At 41.9% G+C, this 21,243-nt stretch carries 18 protein-coding genes; 11 read left to right on the top strand and 7 right to left on the bottom strand.

The window, feature by feature from the left end:
- Window positions 1-79: 79 nt before the first annotated feature.
- The 4 genes from AACW06_RS10300 to AACW06_RS10315 all read left to right on the top strand — a co-directional run bounded on the left by AACW06_RS10300 (window position 80) and on the right by AACW06_RS10315 (window position 3,502).
- Window positions 80-1,078, top strand: a complete 999-nt coding sequence (locus AACW06_RS10300) for a J domain-containing protein (protein ID WP_238336670.1) — start codon at window positions 80-82, stop codon at window positions 1,076-1,078.
- A gap of 165 nt (window positions 1,079-1,243) precedes the next feature.
- The gene (locus AACW06_RS10305) at window positions 1,244-1,426 is read left to right on the top strand and encodes a hypothetical protein (RefSeq protein ID WP_080996297.1); all 183 of its coding nucleotides are present in this window, start codon (window positions 1,244-1,246) and stop codon (window positions 1,424-1,426) included.
- A 324-nt stretch (window positions 1,427-1,750) separates the two neighbouring features.
- Window positions 1,751-2,149: a hypothetical protein gene (locus AACW06_RS10310; RefSeq protein ID WP_192074989.1), complete on the top strand. Its 399-nt coding sequence runs from the start codon at window positions 1,751-1,753 to the stop codon at window positions 2,147-2,149.
- A gap of 249 nt (window positions 2,150-2,398) precedes the next feature.
- Window positions 2,399-3,502 carry a phosphoribosylaminoimidazolesuccinocarboxamide synthase gene (locus tag AACW06_RS10315; protein WP_192074990.1) on the top strand — a complete coding sequence of 368 codons (1,104 nt, stop codon included), beginning with the start codon at window positions 2,399-2,401 and terminating at the stop codon, window positions 3,500-3,502.
- Between the two features lie 66 nt (window positions 3,503-3,568).
- Here AACW06_RS10315 and AACW06_RS10320 read toward each other — a convergent pair whose 3' ends face one another.
- Window positions 3,569-3,946, bottom strand: a complete 378-nt coding sequence (locus AACW06_RS10320; RefSeq protein ID WP_192074991.1) for a transporter — start codon at window positions 3,944-3,946, stop codon at window positions 3,569-3,571.
- 203 nt (window positions 3,947-4,149) lie between these two features.
- Window positions 4,150-6,498, bottom strand: coding sequence for a helicase-related protein (locus tag AACW06_RS10325; protein WP_192074992.1), 2,349 nt, complete (start codon window positions 6,496-6,498; stop codon window positions 4,150-4,152).
- A 187-nt stretch (window positions 6,499-6,685) separates the two neighbouring features.
- On the opposite strand from AACW06_RS10325, the gene AACW06_RS10330 reads away from it, so the two are divergent.
- The 3 genes from AACW06_RS10330 to AACW06_RS10340 all read left to right on the top strand — a co-directional run bounded on the left by AACW06_RS10330 (window position 6,686) and on the right by AACW06_RS10340 (window position 9,605).
- Window positions 6,686-8,374: an NAD-dependent malic enzyme gene (locus AACW06_RS10330; protein WP_176245706.1), complete on the top strand. Its 1,689-nt coding sequence runs from the start codon at window positions 6,686-6,688 to the stop codon at window positions 8,372-8,374.
- 179 nt (window positions 8,375-8,553) lie between these two features.
- Complete coding sequence (locus tag AACW06_RS10335; RefSeq protein WP_202884029.1) at window positions 8,554-8,877, top strand: DUF3392 domain-containing protein; 324 nt, start codon at window positions 8,554-8,556, stop codon at window positions 8,875-8,877.
- On the top strand, window positions 8,850-9,605 hold the full coding sequence (locus tag AACW06_RS10340) for a SanA/YdcF family protein (RefSeq protein WP_176245705.1): 756 nt from the start codon (window positions 8,850-8,852) through the stop codon (window positions 9,603-9,605). The genes AACW06_RS10335 and AACW06_RS10340 overlap by 28 nt, the downstream gene beginning before the upstream one ends.
- Here AACW06_RS10340 and AACW06_RS10345 read toward each other — a convergent pair.
- Window positions 9,602-10,921, bottom strand: a complete 1,320-nt coding sequence (locus tag AACW06_RS10345) for a GGDEF domain-containing protein (RefSeq protein ID WP_176245704.1) — start codon at window positions 10,919-10,921, stop codon at window positions 9,602-9,604. The two genes, AACW06_RS10340 and AACW06_RS10345, sit on opposite strands and share 4 nt — an antisense overlap.
- Window positions 10,922-11,204: 283 nt before the next feature.
- Between AACW06_RS10345 and AACW06_RS10350 the strand changes: the two genes are divergently transcribed.
- Complete coding sequence (locus tag AACW06_RS10350; protein ID WP_192074993.1) at window positions 11,205-12,029, top strand: DUF2797 domain-containing protein; 825 nt, start codon at window positions 11,205-11,207, stop codon at window positions 12,027-12,029.
- A 54-nt stretch (window positions 12,030-12,083) separates the two neighbouring features.
- Here AACW06_RS10350 and AACW06_RS10355 read toward each other — a convergent pair whose 3' ends face one another.
- From AACW06_RS10355 to AACW06_RS10365, 3 genes are all read right to left on the bottom strand, one after another.
- On the bottom strand, window positions 12,084-13,313 hold the full coding sequence (locus AACW06_RS10355; RefSeq protein WP_192074994.1) for a cysteine desulfurase-like protein: 1,230 nt from the start codon (window positions 13,311-13,313) through the stop codon (window positions 12,084-12,086).
- On the bottom strand, window positions 13,297-13,953 hold the full coding sequence (locus AACW06_RS10360; RefSeq protein WP_176245702.1) for a 2OG-Fe dioxygenase family protein: 657 nt from the start codon (window positions 13,951-13,953) through the stop codon (window positions 13,297-13,299). Before AACW06_RS10360 ends, AACW06_RS10355 begins: the two co-directional genes overlap by 17 nt.
- A 438-nt stretch (window positions 13,954-14,391) precedes the next feature.
- The gene (locus AACW06_RS10365) at window positions 14,392-15,036 is read right to left on the bottom strand and encodes a MarC family protein (protein WP_176245701.1); all 645 of its coding nucleotides are present in this window, start codon (window positions 15,034-15,036) and stop codon (window positions 14,392-14,394) included.
- Between the two features lie 363 nt (window positions 15,037-15,399).
- Between AACW06_RS10365 and trxB the strand changes: the two genes are divergently transcribed.
- From trxB to cydC, 3 genes are all read left to right on the top strand, one after another.
- Complete coding sequence (gene trxB / locus AACW06_RS10370) at window positions 15,400-16,359, top strand: thioredoxin-disulfide reductase (protein WP_176245700.1); 960 nt, start codon at window positions 15,400-15,402, stop codon at window positions 16,357-16,359.
- Between the two features lie 120 nt (window positions 16,360-16,479).
- Window positions 16,480-18,267, top strand: a complete 1,788-nt coding sequence (gene cydD / locus AACW06_RS10375; RefSeq protein WP_192074995.1) for a heme ABC transporter permease/ATP-binding protein CydD — start codon at window positions 16,480-16,482, stop codon at window positions 18,265-18,267.
- Complete coding sequence (cydC, locus tag AACW06_RS10380) at window positions 18,260-19,981, top strand: heme ABC transporter ATP-binding protein/permease CydC (protein WP_192074996.1); 1,722 nt, start codon at window positions 18,260-18,262, stop codon at window positions 19,979-19,981. The genes cydD and cydC overlap by 8 nt, the downstream gene beginning before the upstream one ends.
- 139 nt (window positions 19,982-20,120) lie before the next feature.
- On the opposite strand, the gene rluB is transcribed toward cydC, so the two are convergent.
- On the bottom strand, window positions 20,121-21,137 hold the full coding sequence (gene rluB / locus AACW06_RS10385; RefSeq protein ID WP_192074997.1) for a 23S rRNA pseudouridine(2605) synthase RluB: 1,017 nt from the start codon (window positions 21,135-21,137) through the stop codon (window positions 20,121-20,123).
- Window positions 21,138-21,243: the final 106 nt, after the last annotated feature.

The raw sequence follows: 21,243 nt of genomic DNA on the forward strand, positions 1-21,243 counted from the left end.
TACTTGTTGATGTTCTGTTTATCTGATGCAATTCAACTAAAGTGTGTATAGCCATAACCCGTAACTTGAAGGTGATAATTTGAGATTTGTCCTGAGTTTATGCCTATTAATCTCTTCATTTGTTATGGCTGGTTCATTGACAGAACTGACCGCTCAAGCACAACAGCAGAACCCGAATGCACAATATCAATTAGCCTTGAGTTACCAACAAGGTAATGGTGTTGTGAAAAATCAGGACAATGCTTTTTATTGGTATCAACAAGCGGCGCATAATGATCACCCCCTGGCTAAACTCAAATTGGCCGATGCCTATCTCAAAGGTTTAGGAACGACCCAAAGTACCTCTCAAGCTATTTTCTGGCTAACCGATCTGGCAACTACTGGCAACATTGATGCTCAACTGCGACTTGCTCAGCTGTATGAAACACTGCCATCATCCCCATCGCCACTTGAACTTTCAGAAATTTGGTACCACGCTGCGGCAGCCGAAAATGCTCAAGCTGAAGAAGGTTATGCTCGAGTGCTCGAGGAAAAATTTAATAAACAACGAGCCAAACAAATTTCTTCTATTGAACAACTAAACAGTGCATTCACCACAACTTCTGAAGAAGAAGCATCAATAAATTCAGCACCAACAACAAAACCGCAAGCCGACATCATGGCTGATTACTTATCATTGATTGTGTTAGCGATCATCTGCTTAGTCATTTGGTACATCTATCGATTTTTGATTAAAAGACACCGCAAAAATAAGAATCAAGCAAACAATAAATTACAAAAAGACAATCAATCCCAAGCTTTCGTCATCAAACAACAAAAGAGACAATTAGAAACTCTATTTAGAGAACTCAAAAGACAGCAACAACTGCATACAAACCAATCTCAAGATCAAAAACTATTGCTGGCATGTACGCTATTTGGATTCAAACCCTCGGATCTTCCCGATGAAAAAGCCATTAAGCTCCGTTATAAACAACTTTCGAAAATCTATCATCCTGATCTAAAAGGCTCTCAAGATGAAATGAAACGTTTGAATGCTGCGTTAAAAATCATTCTGTGCAGTGTTAATAAAAAGTAAATTTCATTTCTGGATGTTTCATAACTAACCTTCACCCTAATAAAACAAAGGCAATGCAATCGATCACCATCTCAATTTTAGTAACAAATAGTTAACTTATTTGTTTTTAATATGAGATAATCTCGCGTGAGAATTGCACCTAAATAGTCTAGGTGGGGAGATAAAATGTTTACGATTGAAGGTATCTGCGATTGGTGTAAACAACCAAAGCTACTAACTAAACACAACTATATTGATGGAAAATCGCACAACTCATGTGAAAACTGTAATGAGTTTGCAAGAATGGACGTAAGACAATTTAATATTGCAGAACAAGCAGTAAGAGAACGACAGTCACTTTCACAGTAAAGTCGTATATGTTCGACAGAAAGGCGCCTTTTGGCGCTTTTTTGATTTATCCACGTAAGCTATCGAACTTTAATCCCCCCATAACTGATGGATATACAGGTATTGCTACGGCCATCCTTAGTCTATCTAGATCACAAAATTCGTAATATCGTTGTTTTTTTAAACAGCAGAATTTTCAAAAAAACTCAAAATAAATCAATAGATTAAAGAAAAGCCCATAATTAAATCGATCTTTTTTGCTGATAAAAACAACAAAAATAACTTGATCAAACCAATCTCTTAAAATACTGTACACACATACAGCATGTGTAAAAGGACAGTGTTATGTTTCAAGCAAATTTCAGATCACACACTCTAGTTAGACATCATCGGTATACTTCTTCACGTCCGCAAAAGGGTACTGTAGAGAACATGATGTCAAAATTGGCTGGACTGTCTCAACAGCAACAACAGTGGATATTATTTACCGCTGAATGCCCTCGTCCTCAATACCAACAATTTGCTTCCTTCAACATACATTGCGATAGAGTAATTCATATGAAACCTTCTCAATCTCTATCTGAGTTAGAGATTGTGATTAAAGCAATTCAATCAGGTAATGCTAGCGCCGTTATCGCCTCAAACGGCATCGAAACGGTTAACCAAGCATTATTGAAACAGTTGGCGGCAGAACATCAATGTGAAGTGTTTTTCGTTGAAGGCAGACATCCACAATTCCATTAATTAAGATCAACGTTTATACACTGTCTTTTGCCTTCCCTCTGGGAAGGTTTTTTTCATTATTTTTCTCCTTTATTTCTTTCTATAAACTCAAAATCCAATAAAGTAGCCAGATAAAAAGCAAACGATTGCTATTTATCTGGCAGCGAACCGTAGTTCTGGTATGATGCGCACAGTTAATCGATATCCATACCTGCTTTATGCTAGAGATATCTTCTCTGTATGACGTTTGAAAAAGATAGGAATGTCTAAATGAGCCTCGCTGATCAAGTTCTTGCCGTCAATGACGACCTCCCAATTCGCACTCACCAACCTGTTCACAGTGGCAAAGTCCGCTCCGTTTATTGGCTAACGGCAGAAGACAGCCGCCGTTTAATTCAAGAAAAAGGATACAACGTCGCACCAGATGCCCCTTTAGCAATTATGGTCATTAGCGACAGAATATCGGCCTTTGATTGTATTTGGCACGCTGAAGGTGACATCAAAGGTGTTCCCGGTAAAGGTGCAGCATTGAATGCAATATCAAACCATTGGTTTAAATTATTTAAAGATAATGGCTTAGCTGATAGCCATATCCTAGATATCCCTCACCCTTTCGTGTGGATTGTTCAAAAAGCCAAACCAGTAAAAATTGAGGCTATTTGCCGCCAATACATTACTGGTTCAATGTGGCGTGCGTATGAGAAAGGCGAGCGTGAATTCTGTGGTATTCAGCTTCCGGAAGGGCTACAAAAAGATAAAGCCCTACCTGAAATGCTAATTACACCATCAACAAAAGGTATTTTAAAAGGCGTACCGGGCGTACCTGAAGCTGACGATGTAAACATAACCCGCCGCAATATTGAAGAAAATTTTTCTTCCTTCAACTTCAACAGCGCTGACGATATTGCACTTTATGAGAAACTACTGAAGGAAGGTTTTGGTGTTATAAGTCAAGCACTTGCAAAGGTGGATCAAATATTCGTTGATACTAAATTTGAGTTTGGTTATGTAGCTGATACCAACGGCATTGAAAAGCTGATTTATATGGATGAAGTCGGTACGCCGGATTCATCTCGTATTTGGGATAATAATGCTTACCAGCATGGGGAAATCGTTGAAAATTCCAAAGAAGGTTTCCGTCAATTCTTACTTAACTATTTTCCTGATCCCGATATCTTACTTAATAAAGAAAGAATGACTGAGCGTGAGGCACTCGCTCGTGATAATGCTTTACCTTTGAAAGCACTGATGGACATTTCAAAAACTTACTTAGGAATTGCGGAAAAGATCATTGGTCGCCCTGTCGAACTTAGCAAAAATCCGAAACAAGAGATCATTGATATTTTAAATACGCAATATGGCTTAATTGACTAGGTCTATAGGCTGGTATTTAAGACAACGGGGCTATACGCCCCGTTATTATATGAAGACATATACTATCTATAGCGTAATGACAAACTCATCTTGTTTGATCGTTCGAATGAGCGTTTTGCTTTTACTCTCAATCGCCTGAATCTGCTCCGAGTCCAATGGATATGGCATCACTAAAGTTAGCTCATCGATCCCTTCTAGCTTCGCAAGTTTCACTAATGAAATGAGATTAGATTCATCACTACGGCGTGGTGACAACGATTTTAGCGCCATTTCCCACAAGCGATCTTCTGGAGTCGATAATTCTTTAATGCTGTCTTTCCACATCATCCCAAAGATCGGCGCAAATGACGTCATCGCTTCAATAAAAGTCCATTTTTTATTACACGAAGCACCAAGAAATGTCGTGTAATCGAACACGGCACGATTTATTTCTTGTGTATTCATTTTGTCCTCCGACAAATTAGTAGCATACTGCACTCAGTATCATATAAGCTTATCTATATAGCAATAGGATATAAAAAAATCGTCTTTTATGCCCAATCTTCTCGCGAAATAGCTATATAAAAATCAGTTATGTAACAAAACACAAACAGACTTTACGACATATGTGCCTGATTGATTAATATTTCAAACAGTGAAGGAAAATATCACCTTATATCGACAATACGACTCGCTTTTTTATATTGAATTCTAAAGCCTTGCCATCTTGGTAACTCCCAACGTTTAGGATCACCTTTTCGTAAACCACTTTTGTACACAAGATAAATGAGCTTCTTAGCAACATGGTATTCAACGCTTAAGTTAAGATCACCTAGATAAAGCTCAAAGGGGTAAGTATTAGCAAAATCCTCATACTGCCAATATGGAATACCATCAAACTCAAAATCGTCGACATCAAATATAGATAGATCTTCTAAGCTGCTAACTTCTAATGTTTTAAGCTGATCTTTAAACCAACGATCAAAAGTCATGTGGTGGTGGGAAGTCTTTGTTTCATCCAAACCAAGCTCAACATATAAGCGCCAATGCGCAATCTCTGTCATCCGAGTCTGAGCTAAACCCGGTAGAATATCGCCATTTTTAACCGCTTCAACTAAGGGGATAATGGCAAACTCACCACACGCTTCAACCTGTCGACTTACAATTTTGCGTCCCGCGTAGATCAGATTCAAACGAGTATTGAGTTTGCCATTATCATAAATTACATCATCTTGCTGCCACTCTCCCAAATTAAGTTCATCAATTATCGCCAGATCAATTGGCATCATTACTGTCGCTAAGGTCAGCGTTTGCTTAACGCCTCGCCCGGCCAAACTGTGTTGGTCTAATACCAATGCTGCTTGACACTCTTGGCTAAAACGGCTGTTTCTTGCTGGCATAACTTCCATTTGGCCATTACCAAGCGCATCTCGACGTTTTTCTCGACGAACAAAAACGAGTTCAGGGTGTAAACGAGCGATTTCTTTTGCCAAACTAGATCTTTGATAACGGGAGGCAACGTCTAGGTGGGGCAACACGAAGATTGCTCTCATTTGTGCTGATAATCTCTTTGCTTCCTTGAGAACCTGTTGATCAACCGTTACCCCGCAAAAGGTTTCTCCACGGACTATTCGGATCAATAATTGCCCATCGCACTGACGAGGTTCTTGCTGTACTAAGGAATCTAATGCCTCCTCATTACTGGATAACGAATAGAGTGAAGCAGAGACCGAAAGGGCAGCGGTTAAATCAACCATCGCTTCTTTCAATGCTTTTGAAGGCATTCGCGTGACTAAATCGGCATATAAGCTGTCAATGGGAAGTGGCGCGAGTTGTAAGCCATGCTCTGTAACTTGGCCATCTTCATCAATGGCGTCCATCTGGCGCAATATAGTCAGTGCACTCTTTAGTGCTTTTTCTGGCAGCGGCTCTAGAAACGTTAATCTCGGCAGTGGATAACCACAACTCGCGCTCGCAAGCATAGCTTCAACTAATTCCTCGCGTTGTAGCTCTGGTGGCGTGACATTAGCAAGCGCGGCATGTTGACCATATAGCCGCACCGCAGTTCCATCCATCACACGCCCTGCCCGTCCCGAACGCTGATTGGCACTCGCTTTAGAAATATGCTTTAAACTTAAAGTGGTACGACCGTTGCGTTGCTCAGTTCTGCGCTCTAAGCCACTATCAATAACAACTGTCACATTAGGAATAGTGAGTGAGGTTTCCGCTACATTGGTGGCAAGAATGACTTTTTGTTGCGGTTGGATCGTTAACGCAAGCTCACGTTCATGCTCTGACACCGCCGCATGAAGTGGCAGCACCAGTAAATCTTCGAGGTTAAATAATGCCTGTTGGCATTGCTGAATTTCTTTACGACCAGGGAGAAAAACTAGGATATCACCTTGAGTTACTCCATAAGCACTAACGACCTCCGCCTTCACTCGCTGCTCTAAATGTCTTGCATCTGGAAGCTGGCGGCTGTCATTGGCACGGTAGTTAACAGCCACATTAAACTTTCGACCTTGCGCCACTAACCGCTTACCATGAATATAACGTGCCAACTTATCTCCCTCAATCGTTGCTGAAGTTAAAACAATACGATGTGTTTGCTGCTGATTAAGCAATGCAACTAATAGATCGGTATCCCAGCGGCGTTCATGAAATTCATCAACCATGACCACCTTGAAATCATGCAATTTATTTTCAGCAAACCAACGTAAAGCCACACCAGGTGTTACGAATACAACTTGTGTATTGGCATCGAAATACTGCTCTAACTTGATAGCATAACCTATCGTTTTACCTACAGGTTCATTATGTTCATTGGCCAGAAAACTTGCCAATGAGGTACAAGCGATACGCCTTGGTTCAATCACTAGTACCCTGCCCACATGTAATGACCACAAAGGCAAACGGGTCGACTTCCCTGATCCCGTTTCTGCTTCAACGACTAAATGCTGAATGAGTAGCTCAGATTTGAATGACTTTTCTAGTGTATCAATAGGTAAAAATTGCATGTAAATAAGAGTCTGAAGACATTTGTAGAGGATTATATACTCAAACAACTTAAATTAGGTGCAAGATAACGTTTTATCCCTTTTAGTTCAGTATTCTGCGTTATGTATCATGGCTCATCTATTTACAATATCATGAGTAAACCGTTATCATTTTCGAGTCTCCTCTCCACCCTATAATAGGCTTACAATGAATAACGACAAACGCCCTCTTTATATTCCCTATGCTGGCCCTGCTCTACTCAGTACCCCGCTGCTCAATAAAGGCAGTGCATTTAGTGCTTCAGAACGCAGATCGTTCAATTTAGAAGGGCTGCTTCCTGAAACAACGGAAACCATTCAAGAACAGGTGGTACGTGCCTATCAGCAGTACTGCAGCTTCGAAAGTGATATGGACAAGCATATCTACCTACGCAATATCCAAGATACCAATGAGACGCTTTTCTACCGTTTGGTACAAAATCACATTACTGAGATGATGCCTATCATCTATACACCGACGGTTGGTGCCGCATGTGAAAATTTCTCGAATATTTATCGCCGTGGACGCGGTTTGTTCATCTCATTCCCAAATCGAGATCGTATCGATGACTTATTAAATAACGCCGCTAACCATAACGTGAAAGTCATCGTAGTGACCGATGGTGAACGCATTCTAGGTTTAGGTGACCAAGGCATTGGCGGCATGGGAATTCCGATCGGCAAACTGGCACTTTATACCGCATGTGGTGGTATTAGCCCAGCTTACACACTGCCGATTGTTCTTGATGCCGGCACCAACAACCCGCAACGACTTGCAGATCCTATGTACATGGGGTGGCGTCATCCGCGAATTACTGGCGCAGAATATGACGCTTTTGTGGAAGAATTTATTCAAGCGGTACAACGTCGTTGGCCTGATGCTTTGATCCAATTCGAAGATTTTGCACAGAAAAATGCCATGCCACTGCTTGAACGTTATAAAAACCGCATTTGTTGTTTCAATGATGATATCCAAGGCACCGCTGCAGTTACCGTCGGTTCGTTATTGGCAGCTTGTAAAGCGGCAGGCAGCCAGCTATCAGAACAACGTATCGCCTTCTTAGGCGCAGGTTCCGCTGGTTGTGGTATTGCTGAAGCGATCATCGCACAAATGGTTTCTGAAGGCATTTCAGATGCACAAGCACGCTCTCAAGTTTATATGGTGGATCGTTGGGGTCTATTACAGGAAGGGATGCCTAACTTACTCGACTTCCAACAACGTCTAGTGCAAAAAAATACCGATACACAAGATTGGGTGACTGAAGGCAGCGGCTTCTCACTTCACGATGTAATGCGTAATGGTAAACCAACCGTTTTGGTTGGTGTCTCTGGTGCCCCTGGTTTGTTCAGTGAAGAAGTGATCACTGAAATGCACAAGCATTGCCCACGTCCGATTATTTTCCCATTGTCCAACCCAACCAGTCGCGTAGAAGCGACACCGAACGACATTATTCGTTGGACAAATGGCGAAGCCTTAGTTGCCACTGGCAGTCCGTTTGATCCTGTTCAACACAATGGTAAAACCTACCCGATTGCGCAGTGCAATAATAGCTACATCTTCCCAGGCATCGGCTTAGGCGTGCTAGCGGTTAACGCTAGCCGCGTCACCGATGAAATGCTGATGGAATCAAGTCGTGCACTTGCCTTGTGCTCACCACTGGCACTAAACGGACACGGCGCATTGCTTCCACCACTAGAAGCGATCCACTCGGTTTCTAAAAAAATCGCTTTCGCTGTCGCTAAAATGGCAATTGAGCAGGGTGTTGCTCTTGAAATCTCTGACGATGTATTAGAAAGTGCCATCGAGCAGCATTTCTGGCAACCGACCTATCGCCGTTATAAACGCACAGCGTTCTAACTGATAAGCAATCCGTTGTATTATCCAGTTGCAGGTTAGCGACAAGTAAACTACTGCCCCAATCACTAAATCAACGCTGTGATTGGGGTTAGCAAGCGCAACATGCCTCGCTACAACTTCAATGAGTAAGGGAAACGCACTGCCGAGCAAAACGCTAGCGGCTTTATTTGTGAATCAATATGATGAATTTTTTGGCCCCTGCAGGGCACTATATTGCTCCCTATCTGGGTGAGATTTCTACAGCCTTCATCGCCTGTTTATTGGTGATGCTAGGCTCGGATATCAACACTTTTATACGTCGATTAATGCGCAATCAGCACTTTGTTGTACGTACATTGGCATTTATATTGATTAACGCCTTTGGTTACGGTTTGATCATTATCAAAGCAAGCCCTTACCTTGCTCAGACACTTTCAAAGTTAGAACAAGGCATTATGTTTAGCATTGTTATGTTATCTTTTACTGTTATCGGAATATGGGCGCAAAGGAACCGTCAAATTTAGTGTTAAACTCTTCCCTCTCACATAAACTCCAGAATTTTTGGAAAAAATATCTTTCCAAACTACTTCGTTATGCATCTATTTTATTAATTTTGCTATGTGTAGGCGTTGTTGGTATCGATCGCTGGGTAAGCTGGCAAGCGTCTGAGCAAATTTTGACTGACCAGTCGCAAGTTGGTGAATTCCAAGTCGCGGTTGTACTTGGAACCAGCAAATATTTGGGGAAAATACTCAATGAATATTATACCCACCGCGTAGAGGCGGCTATTTCTCTCTATGATCAAGGAAAAGTTAAAAACTTCTTACTGAGTGGCGACAATGCCCACCGTTCATACAATGAACCTTGGACAATGAAACGTGACTTATTACGAGCGGGAGTTCCAACTGAAAATATCTACTTGGACTATGCTGGTTTTCGAACCTTAGATTCCATCATACGAGCGAAGCGTATTTTTGAAACCGATAACTTCTTAATCATTTCTCAGCAATTTCATTGTGAGCGCGCGCTATTCATTGCAAACCACCATAACATTAACGCCCAATGTTTAGCCGTGTCTGGCCCGACCAATAGCTCTGGTTTTAAAGTGAGATTACGCGAGGTTTTTGCTCGAACAAAAGCTTTCTTAGATCTCTATATCATCCATACACAGCCAAGGTTTCTGGGGCCTAAAGAACCAATTATGATTGATGATTCTCACGCTGACGGAGCACAACTCATCGATAACAACTAACTCGCTTCTCGTTGTACAAGCCCGTAGTTGATCTCAACACGATTACGCCCTTTGTTTTTGGCTTGATACAAAGCATCATCAGCTCTGGCAATCATTTCAGTAGTACGCTCGTCCCCCATCATAGCAACACCAATACTACACGTTAACTTATCACCATGAACCCAAAGGTGTGCTTCAACTCTGCGCCTTAATTTTTCAGCTCTAGTACAAGCTTCTTGGAGCGAAGTGTCAACGCAAAATACAATAAACTCTTCCCCACCCCACCGAACTAAGCGATCTTTTTCCACAAGAGTGCTCATTGTTACCATGGCAAACTCTCGCAAAATATCGTCTCCGGTCGTGTGGCCATAGCTATCATTGACTCGTTTAAAATGGTCAATATCGATATACAACATACAAAATTGAGTATCAGACCAACGCACCTTGCGTGCGTACTTATTTAACCATTCTCGAATTCCATTGCGGTTTAACGCACCGGTCAAAGAGTCGCGATGAGCCATTTCGGCAAACTTAATGTTTTGAGAACGAAGTGTGCGGTTAATAATTTTTAAATGCTCTTGGCGCTGTAGTGCAAGTTGGGCCTCATGCCGACTTTTGCGCATCTCATTGAATGAAATAGATAAGCCAACCAACATCCAAAAGCTCAATAAAAATAGGAATAGATGCTCACCGTTAACACAAGCGCCGATAAACTCCACACTATTGACGTGCATCTCATAATGACCGAGTTCACTTCCAGATCCTGTAGCAAACTCAATTTTATTCACATTACTAAATTCGGGCGCAGAATGTTCAATACCAATGCGGTTATCCACCAGCCACCACGTCATGACTTGAAGGTTTGCCATCGGAATTTCAATCTCACCTTTACCCCCAAGTGGGAACTCTAACCCATTGTATTTATGTGTATATTCATTCTCAATAGTTGAATATTCATGATTAAAATTTCGCAGATAAAAACGTATCGCAGGAGGAGAGGCAGATTGACTATACGTAAAATCAATACTTAACCTAACGGTGTGATAATCAGACAAATCCAAACCAACTCGAGGATCATCATTAGCGTGAATAGAAATCCCACAATAAGGCCATTGGTAGTTACTTGATAACAAATCACAACTAAGATGTGCTTGCCCATTTTGAATACTTAGCTCAGATGTCGATAGCCCCCCATCAAACTGATCATTTGTTGGATGAAAAGAGTATTGAGAGGGTGTGATTTTTAGTACCTTTTGATCACCAATAGCAAGATATGTCACTACTGTAATGACCGTTAAGAGCATCAATCCGACCAGAAACCTGGGGAAAGCCGTCATGTAATTACCCCCTAACAATGTTTAACCTTCATTACTTGAAGGTTAAACATTGTCTTTACTTTTTTCGCCCAATGAAAAAACAGTAATAATGTCTTGTTTTTAATACACTGGTGCCAAAAATTCTATGTTTAATTAACTTTTATCATTCCATTTTACGACCAACTTCAATAAACACTTATTTAGTTAACGCTTAAGTAAACTCAATCATGGTGTAAAACAGCCCCGCCAAAGCCAACTATTTTTCTGTTAGAATGACTCAAACTAACAATAATGAGTATATGTCATGTCTCTCTTAGCGACAGGTACACTGAAGAAATTACATTCTAGCCTCAATGATCACGTCTCTTACCAACTACCGGTAGGGGATGAATTGATTGGCCTCAATCAATTCATCGGCCAGTCATTAACACTCACTCACACGGGTAATATTTATTGTTGTTCATGCGGCAAAAAAACCAAGAAAAGTTATTCTCAAGGGCATTGTTTTGTATGCATGAGAAAACTCGCTAGTTGCGATATGTGCATCATGAAACCTGAAACCTGTCACTATAATCAAGGAACTTGCCGTGAACCTGAATGGGCAGACAAAAACTGCATGGTTGACCACTATGTTTACCTATCTAATACCTCCAGTTTGAAAGTAGGGATCACCCGCCACACGCAAATTCCAACACGTTGGATTGATCAAGGTGCAACGCAAGGGTTACCAATATTCAAAGTGAAAACACGTTATCTTTCAGGTTTGGTTGAGGTAGAGCTTGCAAAACATATTGCTGATAAAACAAATTGGCGTGAATTACTGAAAGGTGATGGTGAGCCCATGACTCTTGAAACTAAATTTGCCCAGTTACTTCCTCTGATTGAGGACAAAATTGCGCAACTAAAAGTGCAATTTAGTGAAGATGCGATCCAAACTTTAAATGAGAATATAACTGCTATCAAATACCCGGTAGGACAACATCCGAAAAAAATAGTCTCACATAATTTTGATAAAAAACCTGTCGTATCCGGCGTTTTACAAGGCATCAAAGGTCAATATTTGCTGTTTGACACCGGCGTAATCAACATTCGTAAATTCACCTCATATGAAGTTGAGGTTTCCAACTAACATTGCTTCTATTTAAAGAAAACCTCATTCGCTGAATGAGGTTTTTGACTCTCTTTAATCAAACGTTGATAACACAGCAAATAGTCGGTCTATTTCATCTCGTGTGTTGTAATGCATAAAACCAATACGCACAACACCACCGCTTTCTTCCAGACCAAGCTGACGTACTAAACCTAGCGCATAAAAGTGCCCATTCCATACACAAATATTATGCTCACCCAAGGTTTTCGCTATGATCTCAGGATGATGATGTGCTAAGCGAATAGCAAAAGTTGGTGTGCGTAATTGGCTGTCAGCTTTATCAAAACCGTATAACGTAACTGACGTTAATGCCCGCAGTTTATATAGAAAATACTCGCTTAATTGACGCTCATGCTGATTATATTGCGCAAAACTCTCTACTAAACGCTGTCTGAGAGTACGGCTTGGATCGCCCCATTGAGCCAAATATTCCACCGCAGCAATAACGCCAGCTAACCCTTCAAAACTCTGCGTCCCGGTTTCAAAACGGCCAGGACCAATATTAGTGGCAGGCTCTACTTTGTAAGGTCTCAGCGCGTGTAACCAATGTGAGGCAATGTAGGCGATCCCTACATGTGGTCCAAAAAACTTATACGCTGAACATGCAAGAAAATCGCAGCCTAAAGCCTGAACATCAATCAAATGGTGAGGAGCGTAATGAACAGCGTCAACATAAACCATCGCTCCCACTTGATGCGCAGCGTCAATAACGCGCTTTACATCGACTATCGAGCCTGTCGTGTTTGATGCATAAGTGATCGCAACTAATTTAGTTTTACTATTTAGCAGCGAAAGTAGATGTTCGATATCCAGCGAGCAATCACCTTCATCAACTTTGGCCTGATGAACGATAACTTGTTTATCTTGCGCTGCTTGTTGCCAACTAGAGACATTCGAATAATGGTCTAGAGCGGTCACAATCACTTCATCATTGGGTTGCCAATCACGGCTAATGGCGCGGCTAAGCTGAAATGTCAGAGAGGTCATATTCGCACCAAAGACAATATTCCCCGATGATTCAGCATTAAGCAAAGCTTGTGCAGATTCACGTGCTTGCTGCATTAAATCTGTTGTGTTTCTACTAGAAAAAAAATGCCCACCTAAATTGGAATTAAAGTACCCTAAATATTGAGTCATTGATCTTAATACAGTGCGAGGAACTTGAGATCCACCGGGTCCATCTAAAAAACAGACTGGCTTGCCGTTATACTCTTGAGACAATGCATCAAACTGTGACCGAACTTTTTCAGGAGTGAAGGTCATTTTTACCACCCTTTGCCGTTAATACAAACACATCCATATGACCTTCCTCACCATGTTCAATAGAACGAATTGGGCTGGCGTTGTGCCACAATTTACTGTCAGCAAGCATCGCAACTTCACCATTATCTAAAATCTTACGAAAGAAAGGAGCCTCATGACTGTCGTTATACAACATGATTTCACCGCCCACGATGTTATGACGATTTATGCCAACCAAAGCGATATGATCAAAACCATCTTGATGAACCCCTTCTGGAGCAACTTGTGTTTCATCATAAACCGCTGAAATGCGAATTTGGTGAATTTCAATTTCTTGCCCATTGGGCAATCCATTAGATTGAACGAACAGAGTACACACTTCATTCATTGCTGGGCTTTGTAGTGTTGAAGGCAAAATGGGATCAAAATGGCGAATCACGTTGCCTTGAAAATGATTGATTTGATCCGTTTGCATAAAATCGTGCTTATCCAGTGCTTCAACTGTTCCATCAATCAATCGAATCACCGAATAACGACGTAAACGGTATTGTCCGTCCGCATGTTCTGTATGAGGCAGTTGAGCAAACGATGGCGCTAATTGTTGAATCGCCTCTTGGCTCAATCGAGTAATATGCAGGGTGTTTTCGTGTGCGTTTAACATCATCGACTCCTTAATGAAAGCACATACCTTCAAAGTTTATTTAACAATAAATTCACATAAAGGATACGTTGAAATATTACAAATTCAAGATATAGCGAACATTAACTCCGATAAATTAGTCAAATAAAAAATATAAAACCAAAAAACCACTATATATTGGCCACAAAAACCAAAAAGACTGCATTCACTATTGATTATTTAGACAAGGTCACTAGATTAAGATTTTAATAGATAAAAATCAGTCAGTTAATGACCATTTTAAATATGGAAAGTCTAAAACTAAAATGAAGAAGGCATGGTGCAGAGCATTGACACGGAAACAGTATAATGAACAGAAACGCTCCCTAGCAACTTGACGTTACCAGGGTACGGACTGAGCATTCATTGCCCATCAACACAATATATCTATGTCGATGGAGATTCACTCATTCACATAAATTAAAACCCTAAAGATTGGTAAGCTTGATGGATTCCTTCGAGCAACATTTGAGTACCAATAACAGCCAGTATCAAACCCATCATTCGTGTTACTACATTAAGTGCACTTGGTCCAATCGCTTTAACAAAGCGTTCACCAAACAAGAAAAGTATGCAGGTCAATACACACAATAATCCGAAAGCGATAATAGTGACAACGGTTTCAGCAACGCCGCCTTCAGTTGCGAAGTTCATCGCTGTCGCAATAGTGCCAGGGCCTGCCAAAATAGGCATAGCCAAGGGTGAAACTGCGATCCCTAGTGCGACATCTTTATCTTTCCGTACCGCCTCGGCTTTTTTTTCATCATGATTTGGTGAAGATTCACCTTGTAGCATACGATAGCCGATCAAAAACACGATCACTCCGCCAGTAATGCGCAACGCATACAAAGTGATACCAAACATATCAAAAATGATTTTTCCTGATATTGCAAAAATCGACACAATAATGAATGCAATAAACACCGATCTAAATGCTATCGATTTAATGGTATCTCTATCGTCGCCACTGGTTAGCCCAAGAAATATAGGTGTATTTGCTATCGGATTCATGATGGCAAAAAAGCCCATGAACACTGTAATAATGTGGATAATTAACTCTTTCATTGGCAACCTTTTAAATAAGCGTTAATTTGATGTGCCAAATTAGAAAGCCGAACATTTCAAAACAAATTCTAATTTTTAGTATCAAATACAAAGAAGAAAAGACAAGTATAAGTGCCACTATGTATATGTCTACCGAATATCCTTAGTCTAGGTTCGGGGATCACTGAGTAAGTTAGTTGCCCAAAGATTGGCTTATACAATATCTTGAGCTTTTGGGTAAATCATTGCATCAGTAAGGTCATTAGACATACCAAATGTCTCTAGGCATATAACTATTTATTTCTAAAAACCCTCTTGTTAATTCTTTTATTACCCATACATATTCCCTACAATCGAATCAAATTTTTCGATACTGGAGCGCACATGAGCGACGTAAAACATTGCAAACTTCTTATTCTTGGTTCTGGTCCTGCAGGCTATACCGCTGCCGTTTATGCGGCTCGCGCTAACCTTAATCCAGTTCTCGTTACCGGTATGCAGCAAGGTGGTCAATTAACGACCACTACAGAAGTTGAAAATTGGCCAGGAGACGCCGAAGGCCTCACAGGCCCTGCTTTAATGGAGCGAATGAAAGAGCATGCCGAGCGCTTCGAAACTGAAATCATATTTGACCACATCAATGAAGTGAACTTATCACAACGCCCATTTCAGCTAAAAGGTGATAGCGCACAATACAGTTGTGATGCTCTTATTATTTCAACCGGTGCATCGGCGCGTTACCTAGGTTTAGACTCTGAGGAAGCCTTTAAAGGACGTGGCGTTTCAGCGTGTGCAACCTGTGATGGTTTCTTTTACCGTAATCAAAAGGTAGCGGTTATCGGCGGTGGTAATACTGCCGTAGAAGAAGCACTGTATCTGTCAAATATTGCAGCTGAAGTACATCTTATCCATCGTCGTGATTCATTCCGCGCAGAAAAGATCCTAATCAACCGCCTGATGGATAAGGTTGAAAACGGCAATATCATCCTTCATACCGACCGAACACTAGATGAAGTATTAGGCGATGATATGGGTGTAACTGGTGTTCGTTTAAAGCATACACTATCTGATGAAACGGAACAGCTTGATGTAATGGGGGCATTTATTGCTATTGGCCACCAGCCAAATACTGAAATATTCAAAGGCCAACTTGAAATGAAAGATGGCTATATCGTTGTAAAATCAGGTCTTAACGGCAACGCCACACAAACCAGCATCGAAGGTGTTTTCGCCGCTGGTGATGTAATGGATAATAATTATCGTCAAGCAATTACCTCTGCAGGTACTGGCTGTATGGCCGCTCTTGATGCAGAACGCTATTTAGATGGCCTAAACAATAAGTAAACAAAAGGTTATTTTCCAGTTTTATAACAAAACCCTACAGCCCAGTGGTATATCCACTGGGCTTTATTTTGTATACTAGCGCCCTTCCGTTTACATAATAATTATCATTAAGCCTTCGAAATGGATAAGAAAAAACAACGTAGCTTGAATAATTGGCTCAAACAGCAGAGCAAACTAGCGAAACGCTGGTTGATGATCGCTGTCAGCCTTGGCGTACTATCAAGTGTGTTTTTGCTGGCTCAGGCCGCACTCCTCGCCTCCATTCTGCATCAACTGATTATTGAACATGTCGATAAAGCAGAGCTCATTCCCTATTTTGTTGGCTTAGCCGCCACCATCGCGATCCGAGCCGCTTGTGCTTGGGGACGTGAAATTGCCGGTTTTCGCTGCGGAGAACAGATCCGCATTTATATCCGTCAACTCATTTTAGATAAACTACGTGAACTTGGCCCTGCCTATATAAAAGGAAAGCCTGCTGGCTCATGGGCAACGTTATTGCTCGAACAAGTAGAGGATATGCAAGATTTCTTTGCTCGATATCTTCCGCAAATGTCACTGTCAGTACTGATTCCGTTCATTATCCTTATTGTGGTATTTCCCGTTAACTGGGCTGCCGGTTTAATTTTCCTCATCACCGCACCATTAGTGCCGATGTTTATGGCGTTGGTTGGCATGAAAGCGGCGGACGCCAACCGCAAAAACTTTAAAGCACTACAACGTTTGTCTGGGCATTTTTATGACCGCTTACAGTCAATGACAACGATTCGTTTATTTGATCGCACGCAAGCAGAAACCGAGCAGCTCAGAGGTGCATCCGAAGTATTTCGTACTCGCACCATGGATGTCTTGAAGATTGCTTTTCTATCCTCAGCGGTATTGGAGTTTTTTACCTCAATTTCCATCGCTATTACTGCGGTCTATTTTGGCTTCAGCTTTATTGGTGAATTGAATTTCGGCTACTACGGAACCAGTATTACGCTCTTTTCGGGGCTATTTATCTTGATACTCGCGCCAGAATTTTACCAACCACTGCGCGACTTAGGTACCTTCTATCATGCCAAACAACAAGCCGTTGGCGCTGCGGAAAGTATTGTCGAGTTTTTAGAAACCGACGTGAGTAAAGTAAAATCAGGCGATCACATTTTAGACGATGTAAAACATATAGAAATCACAGCTCGAGAGCTCGAAGTGTTCAGCCCCGAAGGCAAGAGACTGGTTGGCCCGCTTTCATTTACCCTTGATGACCAAACAACCACGGCGCTAGTTGGCCCAAGCGGTGCAGGAAAAACCAGCTTAATTAATGCAATTCTTGGCTTTATGCCCTATCAAGGAAGTTTAACTATCAATGGCATTGAACTGAGTCAAATTAATCACAGCAGTTGGCGTAAACAGATCAGTTGGGTCGGACAAAATCCGCTTCTATTACATGGGACCATTTACGAAAATATTACACTCGGCCAAAACGACTTAAGTGATGATACGGTTCGATCGGCCTTAGAGAATGCTTTCGCCGCTGAATTTGTAGATAAACACGGTCTTGAATACGCTATTACCGATCGCTCTGGCGGCTTGTCTGTCGGGCAAGCTCAACGTATAGCACTCACACGCGCTATGCTGCAAAACGGTAACTTTTGGTTGCTTGATGAACCGACAGCCAGTTTAGATGCGCGCAGTGAACAGTTAGTGATGAAAGGTTTAAATAGCCAAATTATCGATAAAACCGCATTGATGGTGACACATCAACTTGCACCGCTGAAGTCGGTACAACAAATCTTGGTGATGGATGATGGAAAGATTGTTCAAAGCGGTGATTACACCTCGCTCAGTCAACAAGCCGGGTTATTTGCCGATATGCTGTCAGCTAACCAAGCCTTAGATGAAAACAATAAGGGGAACCTTGATGCGTGATCTTATCCCTTATCTAAAACTGTATAAAAAACACTGGTTCGGCTTATCGCTGGGAATGCTTCTTGCCTTCTTAACCTTGTTTGCTTCTATTGGTCTATTAACTCTTTCGGGTTGGTTCTTATCCGCAGCAGCAATTGCAGGCTTAACCATTGCCCGAGAAACCTTTAATTACATGCTACCCGGCACGTTTGTGCGAGGGTTCGCGATGGGCCGAACCGCAGGGCGTTGGGGAGAGCGAGTCGTAAGTCATAATGCAACTTTCAAACTACTAACCGATCTACGTATTTTCTTTTTCCAAAAGCTTGCTCCACTTATCCCTGGGAAAGTATCTAATTTAAGAGATGCCGACCTACTCAACCGCTTAGTGGCAGATATTGATGCCATGGATCATGTCTATTTGCGCTTGATCAGCCCCGTCACCGTCGGCATTTTTGGTATTACAACCCTCACCGCTTTCCTATGTTGGTTTGACCTACAGCTAGGTTTAATACTCGGAGCAATTTTACTGACGCTGTTATTAGTTTGGCCTGTATTATTCTACAAATTGGGTAAACGCAATGGTGCAGAGCTAACGCAGCATAAAGCAGAACTACGCATTACGACATTGGATTGGCTGCAAGGTTATAGTGAGCTGACCTTATTTGGTGCAGAAAACCGTTACCGTGAAGCGATTCTTTCAGCACAAAATAAATTACTCGCCAACCAGTTTGCCAACGCCCATTTCTCGGGGCTTGCACAAGCTTTATTGATGCTGGCCAATGGCTGGACGTTAGTATTGATCATTTGGCTCGCCGCAGATGGCGTCGCAGGAAACCAACCCGATCCAATGATCGCCTTAGTCGCTTTTGCAACCATGGCAAGCTTTGAGCTGCTAATGCCAATAGCCGGTGCTTTCCAGCATTTAGGTCAGACTTTAACTTCAGCACGTCGTCTAAATGATGTCACTTTGGCAGATCCAGAAGTTCAATTTCCAACTACAACTACTTCTCATAGCGGCCAATTTGATATTGAGTTTTCAAATCTAAACTTTCACTACCCTGATGGTGACCAAAGAGTATTAAACAATGTGAATTTGCATATTCCCGCAGGTCATCGTGTTGCAATTGTTGGCCAGACTGGTTCTGGAAAATCAACATTAATGCAGTTGCTTTCTCGCTACTGGGATCCTCAACAAGGTGAGATTGCGATTGCCGGTACGCCACTTAAAAATTGGAATGAAAGTGATCTGAGAAAAACCATCAGTGTCGTTAGTCAACGGGTTGACGTGCTTAATGGTACCTTGCGTGACAATTTAGCGATGGCCAATCCAACAGCCAAGGATGAGCAACTAGCACATGCGTTAACACAAGTCGGATTAACCAAACTACTTGAAGACCAGGGTTTAGATGCTTGGCTTGGTGAAGGTGGTCGTCAACTTTCTGGTGGTGAGAAGCGCCGTATCGGTATTGCTCGTGCATTTTTGCATAATGGTTCGATTCTGTTATTGGATGAGCCGACAGAAGGTTTAGACAAACAAACGGAGCAGCAAATCACCGCGTTGTTTAAAAAACACTTTGCCAACAAGACCGTCATTTTCATTACCCATCGCTTAGTCGAGTTAGAATCAATGGATGCCATCTGTTTGATTGAACAAGGGGAGATAGTTGAATACGGCAGTCACCAAGCTTTATTAGCTCAGCAAGGTCGTTACTACCAACTCAATCAAAGTTTGTAAGGGTGAAGGCTTGGTGATCCTACGATCACCAAGTTCTGAAATAAGAAGACTTACGCTTTCATCAACAATCCCAAAGCTACCAATAAAAATCCCGAGCTTTGCTCGGGATTTTTAAAACTTCATTATCTCAATGTAAACATTAAGACTGGCGACGAGGTGCTTTCGCCTTACCTGCTGGGCTGCGACCATTGGGTTTGCGTCCACCTTGCTCTGCACCGCTATTACGCGTGCTTGATGCAGGTTTACGACGACCTGTTGTAGTCCCATTGGTTGTACGAGTACTTTTCGGCTTACCTGTTGTCGTTGTCACGCGTTCTTCATGACGTTTAACAGCACGACGAATCTTCTGGCTACGTGAGCGTTCACGTTTACGCGACGTGTTGTCTTTACTTAGATCAAGCATCGTTTCTTTTTCAGGACGCAGTTCGACCAGTTCACGTAAGTAGTTGACATCTTTAAGATCAAGCTCTTTCCAACCACCACGAGGTAATTTCTTATCAAGGTAGATATCACCATAACGAACACGTTTCAAACGGCTGACGGTTGTTTCTTGAGATTCCCATAAACGACGAACTTCACGGTTACGCCCTTCGTTGATAACCACATAAAAAGTATGGTTCATACCTTCACCACCAGCATAAACAATATCTTCAAAGCGAGCCATACCATCTTCAAGTTGTACGCCCTTTACAAGGTTACGTACTTTTTGCTCGTTCACTTCGCCGAAAACTCGCACCAAGTATTCACGCTCAACCTGACGGCTTGGGTGCATCAAACGGTTAGCCAGTTCACCATCAGTAGTAAACAACAATAGGCCAGAAGTATTGGCATCAAGACGGCCAACAGAGATCCAACGAGAACCACGAATTTTTGGTAGGCGATCAAACACCGTACGTCGGCCTTCTGGATCATGGCGGGTACACAGTTCACCTTCAGGTTTGTAATAAGCTAGAACACGACACACAACTTCTTCTGGCGCTTTGATTGACACAACATGCCCATCAACTCGTACAACAGCGCTGTCATCTTCTAGGCGTTCGCCTAACGTAGCTACCTTGCCATTAACACTTACGCGCCCTGTTCTAATCAACGCTTCTAACTCTCGACGAGAACCATGACCTGCTCGTGCTAAAACTTTTTGTAACTTTTCGCTCATTTATTTACCTTTGTGTCGTCTTCACAGACGTCGAATGAAAAAATGCGACCCCAAAATCGCGGCCGCACAGTATCTCAAATTCTACGTCAAAAAGCACCCGTTTTGA

It is taken from the genome of Vibrio sp. S12_S33 (assembly GCF_963889785.1).
Lineage (GTDB): Bacteria > Pseudomonadota > Gammaproteobacteria > Enterobacterales > Vibrionaceae > Vibrio > Vibrio aestuarianus.